The organism is Aeoliella mucimassa (genome assembly GCF_007748035.1).
GTDB lineage: Bacteria > Planctomycetota > Planctomycetia > Pirellulales > Lacipirellulaceae > Aeoliella > Aeoliella mucimassa.
In genome coordinates, this window is sequence record NZ_CP036278.1 from 3889288 (window position 1) to 3906217 (window position 16930).

Consider the following 16930-nt stretch of genomic DNA (forward strand, 5'->3'; position numbering starts at 1 on the left):
AGGGGACCTCGCTTGGGCAGAGCGTTAGTGGTTGTACAGAAAGGCCGGGCTGTTCAACAACGCCCAGGCCAGATCCTGCGCTGCAGTCAGTCGCAGGTTGTTCAATTGTTGTTTGCTGAGCAGCAGTTCCTGTTCCATGCGACGAAGCTGCTCATCGATCGGCAACGGCTGGCTTGCTTTCTGGAGCTGCGATTGCAACTCCTGCTCCCTGGCATCCATCGCCAGCGGTTGCTGAGCAGTTGCAAGTTGTTGTTGCAGTTCCTTCAGACGCGAGTCGTTCGCCTGGCGATAGTCGGCCAACGATTTCTTTTGCTCGTCCGATCGCTCGGCTGCGGCCACTTGCAGAATGGCATCGACCTCGGGGGGCAATCCAAAGTCGGCCTCTCCTTCGGCGTCGGTGGTCGACAGTCGGAACCGGCCGAGTTGATGCTTGCTGTCGGTATACAAGTGCTGCAGCTGCAACTGCAGTTGCTGGTTCTCCTCCAACAACACCGGCGTGGCGAATCGGAACACGGCCACATGGCGTTGGCCCGCCTGGCCGCTAATTGCCCACCCGTTATTGCGGTCGCTCAGGTTACCATCAATGGCCGAGGCGACCGAGTAGTTTTCCTGGCTGTAATCGGCCTTGGCCGAATCGAAGGTAAGCGGCTCACCAGCGGTGGCTGCTGCTTCGCTCGACGCATCGAACACTTGAGCGGAGAACTCCGTCAACACAAAGTTGCCATTGTGGGCCAAGCCAGGACCCGATTCGGGATGATTCGCATCCGGCAACGCTTCGAGAAGAATCGCGGTAACTCGCTCCGGAACAGAGGTGCCCGAGATCGTGAAGGCTCCCTTCGCGGGCTCGACCTTCGCCAGAATCGAGCCATCGTCCTGGGGAATCAACTCGCCTGGGATGGTGGTGTTCAATTGCAGCGGGGTAAACGCGTGCCAAGGGGTAAACTGCCCGCGCAGCTCTGCTTCCCACTCGGCCGAAGTCGTGGCGAGAGCCTCCGTGTACTGCTTGAGATTCTGCTCAGCCGCCGCGATGGCCTGGTTTCGCTGCTGTTCCATTCGCTTGCGTTCTGCGGCGATGCTCACTCGATGCGAGGCCAGCTCTGCACTCAGGTGGATGACCTGTTGCTGCCGCGCCAGTTCGCGTTGCGCCAACTGCTGCGTGAGTTCCACCACGTAGCGATCGCGGTTCTCTACCAAATGATCATGGTCCTGGCGAATCTCGTCGAAGATCGCTTGGGCCGCTGTCGTCTCGTCGCTGATTGGCGGGCGGTTGAGAATGCGCAGGTAGATTTCTTCGATCAACACCGCGTCGCTCGTATCGGCAGCAGCCAAGTGGGCGATAGTGTTCTCGCCGTTGCTAATCGCGTTGCCGATAGTCGGTCCCGTCACAAAGGCCATGACTGGGCCGAGTTGCATCTCGTTCACCCGTTCACACTCGCAAGCACTTTCGCGAGCCGGGCGGCCGAGATTGTCGAGGAACCCATCGGCCAGCTTAATGCCGGAGTCGGGCAGCGCTGCTGCACGAGTGCCGGCCGGAACTCCTGGCAAATGCATCGCAGTACCGGTGACTTGGTGCACCGCGTCGTACAGAACCTCGGCGGGAAGTCGGCGCGGGCGGGCGTGAGAGAAGTTCAACGTGTCGTCGACATTCCAGTCGTTCGATGCGACGCTTCGCTGGTAGGTGTCCGACTTGCAAATCAGTTTCACCAGATGCTGGGTATCGAAGTCGCTGCTGACAAACTCGTTCGTCAAGTAATCGAGCAACTCAGGGTTCGAAGGAGGATTGCCGGCGCGAATGTCGTCGATCGGTTCGATGATGCCGGTGCCGAGCAGGTAGCCCCACAAGCGATTCGCATAACTGCGAGCAAAGTAAGGGTTGTCGGGCGAGGTAATCCAGGCAGCCAATTCTTGTCGCCGGGTCGCGTTGTTGGGCGACTCGTACGACACTTCGTAGGGGAACGACGGAGGAGTAACCTGCCCGGTTCGCTCGTGCACCATCTCTCCCTGGCTGGCGTCGGCGACCACTTCGAACAGCGGTTTGTTGCCTTCGACCGCGGTGCCGCCGATCGTGCGATCGCCGCTCTCCGGATCGCGTTCTCGAGTAACTTGCGAAAAATACGCGGCCATCTCGTAGTACTCATCCTGCGTCCACCGCTCAAACGGATGATCGTGGCACTTGTTGCAGTTGAACCGCGTCGACAGGAACAGATGGGTCGTGTTCTCCATCGTGTCCTCCGGCGTGCGGAGAATCTTGTAGTACGACGCGGCCGGATTCTCACGATTCGATCCGCTGGCGGTGATAATCTTGGCGACGAATTCATCGTACGGAGTGTTGCCACTGATTTCGTCGCGAATCCACTGTCGAAAAGCGGTCGCCCCTTCGCGTCCGAGGAACTTGCCATTCACCTGCAGCAGATCGGCCCACTTGTTGCTCCAATGCTCCACGTACGACGGACTGCCAACGAGTTGATCGACCAACGCATCGCGTTTGGTTTGAGAGTCGCGTGTGTTGTCCACGAACTGGGCAATCTGATCGGTCGTGGGTGGCAACCCGGTAAGATCGAGGTAAACCCGACGCACGAACGCGTAGTCGTCGGCGACCGGCGAAGGCAGTGTCTTGGTGCGTTTGAGTTTCTCGTCCACCAAGCGGTCTATGTCATTCGTCGCAGGCTGCTCGGCCCACTCGAAACCGGTGCGGTCGCCCATGATGGTGAGCGTGGTCGCTGCGTAGGCACCTTCGTAACGCACCAGCACGGGAGCTTCGCCCCGGCGGAGGGTGACGATCAGCCCAGCGTGATCGCCGGCCGGTTCGGCCACGTCGGCATTGCCGCTTTCGATGAACGCATCGGCGGTCACATCGCGCGTCGCTCCGTCGGCGTACTCGGCAATCACGCGGAACTGCTGGCGTTCGCCGATTTGCTCGACTACGGGATTGGTCGGACTGATCCGAACCCCAATCACGCGAGGAGTGTTGGTGTTCAGCCCCGCGCCCGACTCGATCCACTCGCGAAGCGTGTGATAGTAGCGACTGCCAGGCTCGATCACTTGCCCACCTTCGTGCGGCACGACGCCGATGGCTTTGAGCAGCATCAAGCTCTCGCCCGGCGAGGCAAGATTCACCCGCCGCGAGGCGTGGTCGTCGGTGAGCGAACGAATGTCGTACAGCGAATCGTACCCTCGCAACGAGAGCTTGAAGCCATTCTTTCCGTCCTTCGCTCCATGACACGTACCTGCATTGCATCCCGCCCGGGTGAGAATGGGATTCACGTCGCGAATGTAGTCGATGGAAGCATTTTCCGACGCGCGAATCTCGACTGGTACCTCGGTCGACATATTGTGAAACGATACCTGCAAACGCGTGCTCCCCGCAGCAATCGGGAGCAGCTCTCCATAGCCATCGACTTGAGCAACCGTAGTATCAAGTTGGAACGCCACCTGACGGGTCACATCGTAGCGGCGTCCATCTTCCAGTTCTGCGGTGACGGTCAATTGAACGGGATGGGTAAGGCTGGCCGCGTCGACCTGTGTCGGCTCGACGACCACCCGCGCGATCGGCGAATCGTCCGGCACCACCGGCTCGTTGGCCGCGGTCGAGGTGGATGGGGTATCCGTGTTACTGGTGCTAGCGAGTTCGGCTTCTGCCTGCTCGTCCGCCGGCGACGACTGCAGCTCGACCACATCGAACTGGTGGAGCAGCTCGCCAGTGGCTCCATCAACCATGCGGACCACGCCATCGCGTCCCGCGGCTACCACGCGTGTGCCATCGGGGCTGATGGCAACGCTATACAGCGGGCTGTTTTCGATCGTCAGCTCAGCCACCACGGTTACCGATTCGGTAAAGTAAGTCTTGAGCTTTTGGTTCTCGTCCGCGGAGCGGGAGTGGGTTGGCTTGAAGAGCAGTTGCTTGATTTCTTCGCTCGGTGCTTGCGCGGGATCGATGCGATACAGATGCAACGCCCCCTGGCCATTCAGGCTGCTGGCCGCGGCGACGAGCGACCCCTCGGGGCTGATATCGATGCTGAAAATCCGCCCTGGCAGCGGGGAAAACTCGAGCAGCAGGTTGGCGTCGTCGCCGATCACCCGCTTGGTTTGGCGGTGCATGCGGTAGATGCGCGGCACACCGTCGGCACCGCCGAACAGGATTTCATCGCGTTCTGGATGACGAGCGACGCTATGAATACCACCCTTCAGCGCGCCGGGGGTGATCGACGTAATATTATCGACAAACCGCTCATTGGGGACTTCGACCAGCTTCGCGGTCATGTCACGCCCCACGGCGACCAAATGGCTTCCATCGACCGAGTAAACCGTATCGAGCGGCCAGTCGTTCGGCGCACCTTGGAACAACAGCTGCTCGCCGGATTCGGAGTCGATCGCGCGAATCGTGTTGTCAGTAGCCCCGAAGGCGACCTGCTTGCCATCCGGCGACCAACTGACTCCGCGGAGCGTGTCGTAACTCACCATGTGCGAGAGCAGCAGCTCTTGATCCATGACATCCCAGATCTGTATTTCCCCACGCTGGGCGGGGTTGCCCCCCGCAACGGCCAGACGCTTGCCATCGGGCGAGAACCTCACGGTTTCGATCCGTTCGGAGAGTCCAACCAGTCGCCCGACGAGTTCGAATCCCTCGGCGCGATGCAACCGAACTTCATGGTATCCGGCAATCGCGAGCAGTTGACCATCGGGCGAGTAGTCGATCGAGGTAACAACGGGGGGCTGGGTATAGACCGGCGGGTGCGCCTGGTCGATGGGCGGCTCGCTGGCAGCCGGTGTATCGTCCATAGCACCAGCGGCGATCCAGCGCGTGATCAATTCGATTTCTGCGGCGCTCAGCGGCTCGCCATCGGCTGGCATCTCCGCCTGACCATCGGTCGGCGTGATGAGCGACACCAGCAAGCTGTCATGGGGTTTACCAGCAACGACGGGTTGCTCTCCGCGATCGCCGATAGCGATCAGGCGGTCGAAGCTCGTCATCGAGTAGTTGCCACTCGGCTTGGCCGGCTGATGACATCCATAACAATGCGCTGCAAAGATCGGTTGTATGTCGTTGGCGAAACTCACGCTCGGCGACGACTCTTCCGCAGCGGCAACCGCGTCGGGACTCATCATGAGTCCAACCACGATCAAAGCAAACACAACTCTACTGAATCTTGCAATCATCGACTACCACGTTCGTCGGAGAGGGGAGAACCAGGAACGTGCCTTTTGAGGAGTGAGGGTGGGAACACAGCACCATTCAAATCCAGAGTAGCGGTGACATGATAACGTATTGAGCAACCGGACCCAAACAATTCTTGATGAACCCTTGGTTTCTTTTTCACAAAACAACCGCATGTTTCCTACATCAACACAACTCCAGGTAACTGAGGAAGTTTATGGCGAGTAACAACTCTGATGCACGAACCTACTCAAGCAATCGTCCTGAACAGAATCACAAGACACTCGACGACTCGCTTGCACAACCTTGCCTAAGCGTTGTCTCCGAAACACCAAAGCGTTGGAACAAGCGCACCACTAAGAAGATCGTCGAAAGCTGCGTGAGCTGTTTTCTAAGTCCGTGATTCAAAAACATAGTCCGTTGCTGGCAGCGTCCCGTATCGACTTTGTTTCCTCCTATATTTGTGGATGTTTTTATCGATTCAGGCATGTCTTTTCTGTACAATGATCGTTCGCGATGGTCTTGCTCCTCTCAACCCAACACCTCCTCCTCAATCCCTTCGGCGCGTCGCGTCGCCCGCATCACTCCCCGCCACACGGCATCAGGGTCGCTCTCCCTTCGACCGATCCATGGCGTCTAGCAATGCGCGCGAAGCAACTCGCCTTGGTGGCGGAAAGGCCCACTGCATGCGTAACCGACCACTTCGAATCGAGAGTCTCGAGCCTCGCCAACTGCTGGCAGCCGATCCGCTCATCACGGAGTTCATGGCCAGTAACAACGCGACCCTCGCCGATGGTGATGGCAATTACCCCGACTGGATCGAGGTGCACAATCCCACCGACTCGTCGATCGATCTCTCCGGTTGGCACCTGACCGATGATGCTGCAAACCCGACGAAGTGGAGCTTCCCGAGCCTCACGCAGTCGGTGCTTGCTCCTGGTGAGTACCTGTTGGTGTTTGCTTCGTCGCAAGAGGGTAACGACTACGTCGACGCCGATGGATACTTGCACACCAACTTTGCCCTCAGTGTGTCTGGAGAGTACCTGGCCCTTACCGATCCCGTGGGGGGGGTGGTCCACGAGTTTGCTCCGGAGTATCCCGAGCAGCTTATCGACGTTTCGTACGGTATTAGCCAGGCGAACACGGTGCTGCTGCAAGGCGATTCGCCAGGGCGATACTTGGTTCCACCAGACGACTCGCTGGCAAACACCTGGACCACGCCCGCTTTCGACGACTCGCTGTGGACTCCGTCCACGCTTGGCATTGGATACGAGACCAATCCCACGTCTGGCGGCACCGGCGACCTCATCAACTTGGCTCTCAACGGCATCACTTCGCAGTCGTCGCAGTTGTCGTCGTTTGAATCCGACCGGGCGATCGATGGCGATCTGACTAACTTCACGCACACCGCTGCCGGGCAGGACCTGCCCGCCACCTGGCAGGTCGACCTCGGCGACGCGTACGCCCTGGAGCAAATCGTGCTGCACAATCGCGATGGCTGCTGCTTCTCGCGTTTGCGCGATATTACCGTCGAAGTGCTCGACGAAACCGACGCGGTCATTTTTACTTCGGACTTGCTGAATCCCGAGAACATCCTCGGCGGTGGAGTGGTGTTTGCTGGGCCGGAAACGCTGGAAGTCGATCTCGTTGCCCTTACCGGCGGATCGCTGTTGGGACAAACCGTCCGCGTGATTCGCACGCCGGATCCCGACCTTTCGGGAACCGCTGGCAATGGCAATCACGACGAGGCCGATGTACTTTCGCTCGGTGAAGTGCAAGTGTTTGGCCGCGAAACGGTAAGCTACGACCAGCTGTTCCCCACGAATCTGCAAACCGACATGTTCGGGGTAAATAGCAGCGTTTATCTTCGCAGCACGTTCGAATACGACAGCCAGACAACTCCCCTGGAAGCACTGCTTCTGAACGTGCAGTACGACGATGGATTCGTTGCCTACCTCAATGGAGTGAAGATCGCCGAACGCAACGCGCCTGCAGAACTTGGGTACGATGCAACCGCGACCGCTGAACGCAACGACGTGCAGGCGATTCGTTTTGAGTCGATCAATCTCACTTCGTATCTCAACCTGCTGGTCGACGGGGAGAACGTGCTGGCACTTCAGGGGCTTAACCTGAGTGCCGGCGATGATGATTTCCTGCTGGTTCCGGAACTCAAAGGTATCGCCACGACTTCGGCCGAGCGGTATTTCGACGTCCCGACACCCGGCTCGGCGAACAACGAGGGGGTGCTCGGCAGGGTTGCCGATACTGCGTTTAGTGTCGATCGCGGGTTCTACGATGCCCCATTCCAAGTCGAGATTACCTCGCCTACGCCTGCTGCCAGTATCTACTACACCACCAACGGCGAAGTCCCGACACCGACGACTGGGCTGCTCTACACGTCGCCGCTGACGATCTCGCAAACCACGGTGCTTCGCGCAGCAGCGTTCAAGACCGACTACATCGCAACCAATGTCGACACGCAAACCTACCTGTTTGTCGACGATATCGTAAGCCAGGATTACCAGGCGACCCTCGACGCGGGGTTACCCACGAACTGGGGCGGGGTATCGCCCGACTACGGCCTTGATCCCGACGTCATCGGCGACTTCGACGAGCAAGGCAACTCCCTGGGGGGAGACAACTACGGCGGAATCTACGCCGACTCGATCAAATCCGATCTCGTCTCGATTCCCACGCTGTCGATCGTCATGAGTACCGACGATCTGTTTGGCGACGATGGCATCTACACGAATAGCACTGCAGGCGGTGTCGCCTGGGAGCGTGCGACTTCGGTAGAACTCATCAATCCCGATGGGAGCGAAGGTTTTCAGGTCGACGCTGGCATCCGCATCCAAGGGGGCTACTTCCGCTCGCACAGCGCGACCAAGAAGCACTCCTTCCGCTTGCTGTTCAAAGATGAATACGGGCCGACGACGCTCAACTTTCCTCTCTTCACAAACGACGGAGCCGTCGACGAGTACAATACCATTGTGTTGCGGGCGGGGGCCAACGATGGATACTCTTGGAACGCGGCCCGCTATACCGAACAGTTCACCCGCGACGAATTCGGGCGGTTGCTGCAGAACGACCTGGGGCATCCCAGCGCCCACGGCAATTTCGTCCACTTGTACATCAACGGCATTTACTGGGGTCTCTACAACCCGGTCGAACGCCCTGACAACGAGTTTGCTGCCAGCTACCTGACCGGCGATGCGGACAACTGGGACGCGATTCACGTTGGCGATGCCCAGACCGGCGACTTCCAAGCGTGGGATGCCATGCTCGCGTTGTCGGACGATGCGGGCTCGTCGCTGAGTGCTTTCTATGAGCTCCAGGGCAAAGGCGTGGATGGATCCATCGACGAATCCATCGCCCCGCTGCTGAATGTTGAATCGTACATCGACTACATCATGCTCAACGTCTGGGGAGGCAACTGGGACTGGCCATTCAAAAACTTCTGGGCGGGGCGGGATCGCGATCCGGCAACTACCACCGGGTTCGAGTTCTTCAGCTGGGACTTCGAAAACACGATGGGCAACAATCGCAGTCGATCTCCCCTTTACGCCACGACGCTCGACCAGGACTTCACCGGCAGCCGCAACGCGGGGCAACCGCATACGAATCTCAAGTCGAGTCTCGAGTATCGCATGTTCTTCGCCGACCAGATTCACGAAGCCTTCTTCAACGACGGAGTACTCACGCCCGACTACCTTATCGATCGCTATCAGCAACTTGCCGATCAGGTCGAGCAGTCGATCGTTGCCGAGTCGGCCCGCTGGGGCGATGCGATTTTCGGCACTCCGCTCACCCAGGACGATTGGCTCGCCGAGCGCGATTGGATTCTCGAAACTTATCTGCCGCAACGTTCGGCGATCGTGTTGCAAGAGTTTCGCAACTATGGTCTGTATCCTAGCATCGATGCCCCCGTGTTTAGTCAGCATGGTGGTCAGGTAGTAAGCGGGTACGATCTGTCGATCACCGCCTCGGCGGGAAGCATCTACTACACGCTCGACGGTTCGGACCCTCGCCAACCCGGCGGGGCGATCAGTCCTTCCGCCATCTTGTACACCGGACAGCCAATCGAGGTGACCTCCACGTCCCAAGTGCAAGCCCGCGTGGTGCAGGGTGGCAACTGGTCGGCACTCAACTCCGCTCTGTTTACAGTCGACACGCTGGCAAATGCTACGAATCTTCGCATCACCGAGCTCCAGTACAATCCCGCGCCACCCACCACCGCGGAAGCGAATGCCGGCTGGGTGGACAACGAGGAGTTCGAGTTCATCGAGTTGTTGAATACCTCCGATCAAACGATTGACTTACATGGCGTGACCCTCTCGGGCGGCGTCGATTTCCATTTCGATTCGTCCACTCCGCTGGCTCCCGGCGAGCGGGTGGTGCTGGTCGAGAACGAAGCTGCATTCCAAACGCGATACGGCATCACAGCTCGCATCGTCGGTCAATGGACCGGCCGGCTTTCCAACGGCGGCGAAACCCTCACGCTGCTCGACTATCAGTCGGAACTCATCCAATCATTTACCTACCAGGATGGCGACGACCCCGGCGAGGAAGCCTGGCCCACCGCACCCGATGGCAATGGCCCTTCGCTCGTGATCATCGACCTGCAAGGTGACTACAACGATGGTGCCAACTGGACCACGTCGACCGCGGCGAACGGAACGCCTGGCGCCGACGACACGCCAGTCCTCCCGGGCGACTACAACCTCGACCTCATGGTCGATATGGCCGACTACCAGGTCTGGAAGTCGAGCATCGGCCAGACGCTCGCTGCCGGCACGGGTGCCGATGGCAATGGCGACGGCCTCGTGAGCCTCGCCGACTACACCGTGTGGCGCGACCATCTTGGCACTTCACAGCCGACGATCAGCAGCCTTGCGGCAACCAACTTCAGCGACTCTGCCGCGTCGAGCACGACGGTTCCAACCACTCCCACGACTCCAACCACCCAACCAGCGGACGCTAGCGTCGACCAGGTCGCCGAGACTCCGATCGACGATTCTGAAGAACCGGCTACTGCTCCCGCTGCGGATCGCGCGTTTCAGGATATCGGTAGCCCGAACACCGCCAGACCGCTTTCGTTCATGGTAGTGCAAACCGCCAGCAGACAGCTTTCCGCGAGTCACTCCCGATCGTTGCCGACTGCTTCCACTGCGAGCGAATCCGCGCTGCGACCGCAAGTCGCTACTGGTTTGCTCGCTACGAACACCGAACAGTCCACGGAAGTTCATCATCCACTGCTCAAGCAACCACGCAAACAGGATGACCAACACTTGGTCCGCGAGCAGGCGTTTAGCGACTTCGATACGCTCGCAGATCGCACCGAACGCTCGCTGCCGAACCTTCGGTAAGCCGAGCAAACCGCCCAGCGGGCAATAGATTCCCAATTTTCCCACCGATGGGAAAATTGAATCTGCACGCACTCTACAAAACCAGTGGTTTTCGCTCTCGAATAGATTCCCATTACCCAAAACGCATCGAGTGGGAATCTATTTTCGCAGTGGGAATCAATCGTAAGTCGTGTGCCTGTATGTATTTACATCAACACCTCGGCGATAGTTGCCCAAAATAGATTCCCACCCATGGGAAACTATTCTTGGGAGGAGTCAGGAAACAGGATTCGGGGGGCAGGGAAGTTTTGGGGATACAGGTAAACGGATGTCATGCTGACGGGAGCTTCCAGCGACCCGAAGCATCTAGCCAACCGCTTACTGCCTGAAGCCTGCAGCTTTCACAAACGCGCAGCAGCGAACGCCCACGCAAGCAACCATTCGCCTGCGCGTTGCTAAACGTTCGACTTCACAGAAAGCATTACATCACACTCACCTCCCATCACTAACAAGGCCAACAGCCGATAGCTGAAAGCCGCGAGCCTCACTCGCCTGTTCATTAGAACACCGCAGGTGGCCATTTCCCAGCGAAAAGTGGCAAAGAATGCCAAGTAGCAAAGCTAGCTTCGGCGAGTGGTTTTCGTCGTAAGTCGGTACGTTAGATGCACCAACCGCCGTCGATCACGTGGATTGCTCCGGTGGTGTAGCCCGACTCGTCGGCGGCCAGGTAAACCGCCAGAGCGGCGATTTCCTCCGGCGTTCCGATCCGGCCCATCGGCTGGCGGGCGACGAAGGCCTTGCGGATCTCTTCGTAGTCGCCTTGGGCGCGAATGCGGTCTTCGAGCGAGGGCGACTCGACCGTACCGGGGCAGATGGCGTTCACCCGGATGCCCTGGCCCACGAAGTCGGCCGCGACCGCTTTGGTAAGCCCAATCACCGCGGCCTTGGTGGTTCCGTAGGCAAAGCGATTCGGCACGCCGGTCACGCTCGAGGCTACCGAGGCGACATTCACGATCGATCCCCCGCCATGGGCGACCATGCCAGGGAGGAACGCGCGAGTCATGCGGTACATCGAAGTCACGTTGAGATCGATCGAGCGTTGCCAGTCGGCTTCTTCGCAGTCGAGAATCGTGCCATGGTGCACGTAGCCGACGCAGTTGAACAGCACATCGATATCGGTATGGCTGGCCGCCATGCTGGCGATCGCTTCGGCGTCGCACACGTTGAGCGGGGCGATTTCGATCGAAGGGGCTTCGGACTTGAGTGCTGCGAGTGCTTCTTCGTTAATATCGGTCGCAAGCACCTGAGCCCCTTCGCGGCTGAATGCCAGCGCGGCGGCTTTGCCGATGCCCTGCCCCGATGCGGTCGCCAGGATCTTTTTGCCTTCTAGACGTTGCCCCATTGCTTTCCTCAAGTTAGTGAACGCTTCAATGACGGAATTTTGGATTACTTGCTGAGCCGCTTCTGCCATTCGACTCCATCTGGGTAGCGATAGTCATCGAGACTCGCGGTGTGAATCTCGGCACTATACCCGGGAGCCTGTGGCGGCATGTAATGCCCTCGCTTCACCTCCACGGGATAAACAAAGTGCTCATGCAAGTGGTCGACGAACTCGGCGACGCGATTCTCTAAGCTTGCTCCCACCGCGATGTAGTCGATCATCACCAAATGGTTCACATACTCGCACAGCCCCACACCACCCGCGTGCGGGCAGACCGGCACACCGAACCTCTTGGCCATCAGCAGCACGCCAAGTATCTCGTTCACGCTGCCGATTCGGCAACTATCAATCTGACAGAACGAAATCGCATTGAGCTGAAGCAACTGCTTGAACATCACCCGATTCTGGCATTGCTCGCCGGTGGCGACGCCAATCGGCGCGATCGCCCGCGCAATCTCAGCATGGCCGACCGCATCGTCGGGCGATGTCGGTTCTTCGACCCACCACAGGTTGAACTCGGCCAGCGACTTGACCCATTCAATCGCTTCGGCGACTTCCCATCGCTGGTTCGCGTCGACCATCAACTTGCGATCGGGGCCAATCACTTCACGAATGATCGCCGCGCGACGACGATCATCCTCCAGGTTGGCTCCCACTTTCAGCTTGAAGTGCTCCCATCCGTCGGCCAACGCTTCGCGACACAACCGGCGGATCAGGTCGTCGGAGTAGCCGAGCCAACCGGCCGAGGTCGTGTAAGCCGGGAAGCCCGTCTCTAACAGCTCCGCTTCGCGAACTGCTTTTGTCGCTTCGTTGGCTTGCAGGATCTCGAGCGCCTGCTCTTTGGTGAGGGCGTTGGAGAGATAGCTGAAGTTAATGCACCGCAGTAACTCCTCGGGAGTGAGATCGCATACCAATTTCCATAGCGGCTTTCCTTCGGCCCGCGCCCAGAGGTCCCACACGGCATTCAGCAGCGCCGCGGTGGCCAGATGCACCACCCCTTTCTCAGGCCCGAGCCATCGCAGTTGCGAGTCGTTCGCCAGCTGGTGAACCGTCTCGCTAAACGACTCCACCAGCGTCGAAAGCTGCTTGCCGACGATCTTCTCGGCGAGTTGCTCAATGGCTCCCACACACAAATCGGTGCCCCGGCCAAGGGTAAAAGTAAGCCCAAAGCCAGTGAGGTCGGATTGGTTGGTCGTAAGCACGACGTACGCGGCCGAATAGTCCGGGTCGCTATGCATGGCATCCGAGCCATGCGCTTCCTCCGAAGTAGGAAAACGAAGGTCGACGACTTTGCAATCGGTGATCGTAAGTGTTGGGTCCATAATCAGCTAACAAGAGAATCGCGACAGTTCACAAAAACGACTACACGGCCACCGGTTCTTTGGATTGATTTACCAGGAATCCATAGATGGCAACAAATACAAAACAAGCGGCTGGCAACAGGAACGATGCCCGCACCGCCAGGGTTGGGTCGCCCCACTCCTTGCTCGCCCAGTCGATCACCAATCCCTGCAACGGAGGCATGAGAGCCCCACCGACAATGGCGAAAATAAGCCCAGCCGACCCCAACTTGGCGTCATCGACCGTCAAACCATCGAGGGCGATCCCATAAATCGTGGGAAACATCGCGGCCATGCACGACGAAATGCAGACCAGGCTGATGATTCCAACATGCGCGGGAAGCAATACGGTTCCCAAGCTGAATACGATGCCCCCCATGGCAAGCACCGCTAACAAGAGCCCCGGACGGACAAACCCTAATACATAGGTCCATACAAAACGACTCGCCAGGAACAGCACCATGCCGCCAATGTTGTACCACTGGGCACTGGCCGCGTCGATACCGACGACACTCATGCCATATTCGATGATGTTGGTCCAGCACATGATCTGAGCACCGACGTATACGCCTTGGGCAATGACCCCGCCGATGTATTTGAACGTTGCCAGATTGGCGAGCGTGTGCGATAGTTCGATCGGCTCCTCGGTATGTCCGGTGTGGGGCATTTTCGACACGAGAAAAGTCGCCAGAACGGCTAGCACGACGATGGCAATCGCCACATACGGTACGCGGATTACACCGAGATCATGCGATCTGAGTTCGGCGTAGGCCTCCGGTTGATTCGTGGCCATCGACTTCATGGCTAATGAGACGTTTTCACCAATCTCCCCGGCCGACAATCCCTGCTCTTTGTACTCCGGATGGGCGTCGATATGCTCCTTACGAAATTCGTTGACTTCCAAGTTGGGCAATACCAAGACTGCAGCAACGAACATCCCCGCGAGCGACCCCATCGGATTGAACGCCTGGGCGAGGTTGAGTCGACGCGTGGCGGTACGTATATCGCCCATCGAAAGAATATAGGGATTGGCCGACGTTTCCAGAAACGCCAAACCAAACGTGATAATGTAGAAGCAACCGAGAAACAGCCAATACATCTGGCTGATACTGGCGGGAATAAACAAAAGTGCGCCGATGGCATAGAGCGTAAGCCCAATAATGATGCCTGCTTTGAACGAAATCTTGCGGATCACCAGCGCCGCGGGAATCGCCATGGTTGCATACCCACCGTAAAAGGCGAACTGCACCAGATTGCCTTGCCAGGCTTTCAATTGAAAGATCTGCTGGAACGATTTGACCATCGGATTAGTAACATCGTTCGCGAACCCCCACAACGCAAAGAGCGTGGTCACCAAGATGAAGGGGTAGACCATTTCGGCAGTGACAATCGCTGGCGGACCATCGTTCAATTTAGGCGCAGCATGGCCGTCGGCATTCTCCCCAGTACCACCTGTTGGAGAAACAGAATCTGCAGTCGCTGAATAACTTTCCAAAGCTGGTCCCCACGTGAAAAGAGAGAAGAGGAGGAGGCGAGTGTCGGAAATCATAACAGCCGGATCACTGGATGTCACTTTTTTTATGGCACGAAGTTTCACTACAAAAACTTTCGTTCCAAGCACTCAGCTGGCGAAGAGTTTCTGCCTATTTTTCTTGACGTCCGGTAGCTGGTTCCATTACCGTCTTGTCTGAACTTGGTGGGGTTGTGGGATCGGCATTGCCCCCCCCCTCGCTCGCTAGACTTCCCCTCTACTTCCCAGCTTATCTCCTGCCGGCGGAACCTATGGCGATGATCATCGACGCTCACCATCATTTCTGGAACTACACCGCTTTGGAATTCGGGTGGATCAGCGACTCGATGAGCGTTCTGGCCAACGACTACCTACCACCCGATCTGTCGAATGCGATTAGCACCACTGACGTCGACCGGGTGCTCTCGGTGCAAGCTCGGCAGTCGACGGAAGAGACCACCTGGCTGCTCGACTTGGCTGCCGAACACGAGTTTGTATGCGGCGTGGTCGGTTGGCTGCCGCTGGTCGATGGGGAAGTTGCAGCGTTGCTCGAGCGGTTCTCGCAAAACCCCTGGCTACGTGGCATCCGTCATATCGTGCATGACGAACCCGACGACGACTTCATTCTGAACTCCGACTTTAATCGCGGGGTCTCGCTGCTTGCTGGTTTCGATCTAACGTACGACATCTTGATTTTCGAGCGACATTTACCGCTGACCATTCAGTTTGTCGATGATCACTCCGACCTGCGACTGGTGCTCGATCACATCGCTAAGCCGCGCATCGCCGACGGAGCACTAGAGCCGTGGCGGACGCAGATCGTCGAACTGGCTCGCCGGCCGAACGTCTACTGCAAGGTCTCTGGCATGGTGACCGAGGCCGATTGCGCGACGTGGTCCGCCGATGCATTGCGGCCCTACTTCGACGTAGTGCTCGAGGCGTTCGGCCCTCAGCGGCTGATGTTTGGCTCCGACTGGCCAGTCTGCCTGCTGGCGTCCGACTACGCGAAATGGTTCGAAGTCGTACGATCGTGGACCGCCGAGCTTACCCCCAGCGAACAACAACAGCTCTTCAGCGGTACCGCGATCGAAGCGTACCAACTGCAGGTACCGGTATCATGAGAGCTTTGCAAATCACTGCGCCCGGCGAGTGCCGTCTTGTTGAACTTGAGGTGCCTTCGATCCACGAAGACCAAGTGCTGCTCCGTGTCGCAACGGTCGGCTACTGCGGCAGCGATCTCAATACCTTCCGTGGCCTGAATCCACTGGTGTCGTACCCACGTGTGCCGGGCCATGAACTCTCGGGCGTAGTTGCCGAGGTAGGGGCCAGCGTCACGGAGTGGCAAATCGGTGAGCAAGCGTTGGTGTTCCCTTACACCGAATGCGGCGAGTGCGCTGCGTGCCTAGCCGACCGCCCGAATTGTTGCCAGCACAACCAAACGCTCGGGGTGCAGCGCGAGGGGGCCCTGGCCGAGTACATTGCGCTACCACCAGATAAGTTAATGCGGGCCGATGGGCTCTCGTTCGCCGAGCTTGCACTCGTCGAACCGCTGACGGTGGGATTCCACGCGGCCGCTAGGGGTAAGGTGGGTCCCGACGATCGGGTGCTGGTGTTCGGTGCGGGAGCGATTGGGCTCGGCGCGATCGCCGGCGCGTGCTTTCGCGGGGCGCGGGTGATGGCCGTGGACATCGACGACGCGAAGATCGAAATCGCCAGAGCCTGCGGTGCGTGCGAAACGGTGAACTCCAGTCGCGAGCCGCTCGACAAGCGAGTTGCCGACTGGACCAGCGGGCATGGAGCGAACGTGGTGATCGAAGCGGTCGGCGTGTCGCAGACCTTTGTTGCCGCGATCGATCTGGTCTCCTTCGCCGGACGGGTGGTGTATATCGGCTACGCGAAGTCGCCGGTTGAGTACGACACCAAGTGGTTCGTCATGAAGGAACTCGACATCCGCGGATCGCGGAACGCGTTGCCGAGCGACTTTGCCGACGTGATCGAGTTGCTGCAAAGCGGGCGGTTTCCGACCGACAGGGTGATTTCGCACCGAGGCTCGCTCGACCAAGCTCCCGGTTTGCTGCAAGCGTGGGCCGAGTCGCCGCGTGAGTTTACCAAGATTCAAATCGACCTGAACGCCTAGTT

Annotated in this window: 7 protein-coding genes; 3 read left to right on the forward strand and 4 right to left on the reverse strand. The window is 58.6% G+C overall.

Going from position 1 to position 16930, the window contains the following annotated elements; all coding sequences use genetic code 11:
- Positions 1-24 precede the first annotated feature (24 nt).
- Positions 25-5133, reverse strand: coding sequence for a DUF1549 domain-containing protein (locus tag Pan181_RS15220; RefSeq protein WP_231943606.1), 5109 nt, complete (start codon positions 5131-5133; stop codon positions 25-27).
- A 708-nt stretch (positions 5134-5841) separates the two neighbouring features.
- Here Pan181_RS15220 and Pan181_RS15225 point away from each other — a divergent pair.
- Positions 5842-10521, forward strand: coding sequence for a lamin tail domain-containing protein (locus tag Pan181_RS15225; RefSeq protein WP_197528387.1), 4680 nt, complete (start codon positions 5842-5844; stop codon positions 10519-10521).
- Positions 10522-11158: 637 nt separating this feature from the next.
- Here the strand turns inward: Pan181_RS15225 and Pan181_RS15230 are convergent.
- From Pan181_RS15230 to fucP, 3 genes are read right to left on the reverse strand one after another with little or no spacing between them, the layout of a single operon-like run.
- Positions 11159-11902, reverse strand: coding sequence for an SDR family oxidoreductase (locus Pan181_RS15230; RefSeq protein ID WP_145247807.1), 744 nt, complete (start codon positions 11900-11902; stop codon positions 11159-11161).
- Between the two features lie 44 nt (positions 11903-11946).
- Positions 11947-13263 (reverse strand): L-fuconate dehydratase, encoded by a 1317-nt coding sequence (locus tag Pan181_RS15235; RefSeq protein WP_145247809.1) that lies wholly within the window; start codon positions 13261-13263, stop codon positions 11947-11949.
- Positions 13264-13303: 40 nt separating this feature from the next.
- On the reverse strand, positions 13304-14878 hold the full coding sequence (gene fucP, locus Pan181_RS15240; RefSeq protein WP_231943607.1) for an L-fucose:H+ symporter permease: 1575 nt from the start codon (positions 14876-14878) through the stop codon (positions 13304-13306).
- Positions 14879-15069: 191 nt separating this feature from the next.
- Here fucP and Pan181_RS15245 point away from each other — a divergent pair, with 191 nt between their 5' ends.
- Complete coding sequence (locus tag Pan181_RS15245) at positions 15070-15912, forward strand: amidohydrolase family protein (RefSeq protein WP_145247811.1); 843 nt, start codon at positions 15070-15072, stop codon at positions 15910-15912.
- Complete coding sequence (locus Pan181_RS15250) at positions 15909-16928, forward strand: zinc-binding alcohol dehydrogenase family protein (RefSeq protein WP_145247813.1); 1020 nt, start codon at positions 15909-15911, stop codon at positions 16926-16928. Before Pan181_RS15245 ends, Pan181_RS15250 begins: the two co-directional genes overlap by 4 nt.
- Positions 16929-16930 lie beyond the last annotated feature (2 nt).

What these genes read in the sequence shown, in the direction of transcription:
- Pan181_RS15230 (WP_145247807.1), bottom strand. Translation starts at nt 11,902, where the DNA reads ATGGGGCAACGTCTAGAAGGCAAAAAGATCCTGGCGACCGCATCGGGG.
- Pan181_RS15225 (WP_197528387.1), top strand. Translation starts at nt 5,842, where the DNA reads ATGCGTAACCGACCACTTCGAATCGAGAGTCTCGAGCCTCGCCAACTG.
- Pan181_RS15245 (WP_145247811.1), top strand. Translation starts at nt 15,070, where the DNA reads ATGATCATCGACGCTCACCATCATTTCTGGAACTACACCGCTTTGGAA.
- Pan181_RS15250 (WP_145247813.1), top strand. Translation starts at nt 15,909, where the DNA reads ATGAGAGCTTTGCAAATCACTGCGCCCGGCGAGTGCCGTCTTGTTGAA.
- Pan181_RS15235 (WP_145247809.1), bottom strand. Translation starts at nt 13,263, where the DNA reads ATGGACCCAACACTTACGATCACCGATTGCAAAGTCGTCGACCTTCGT.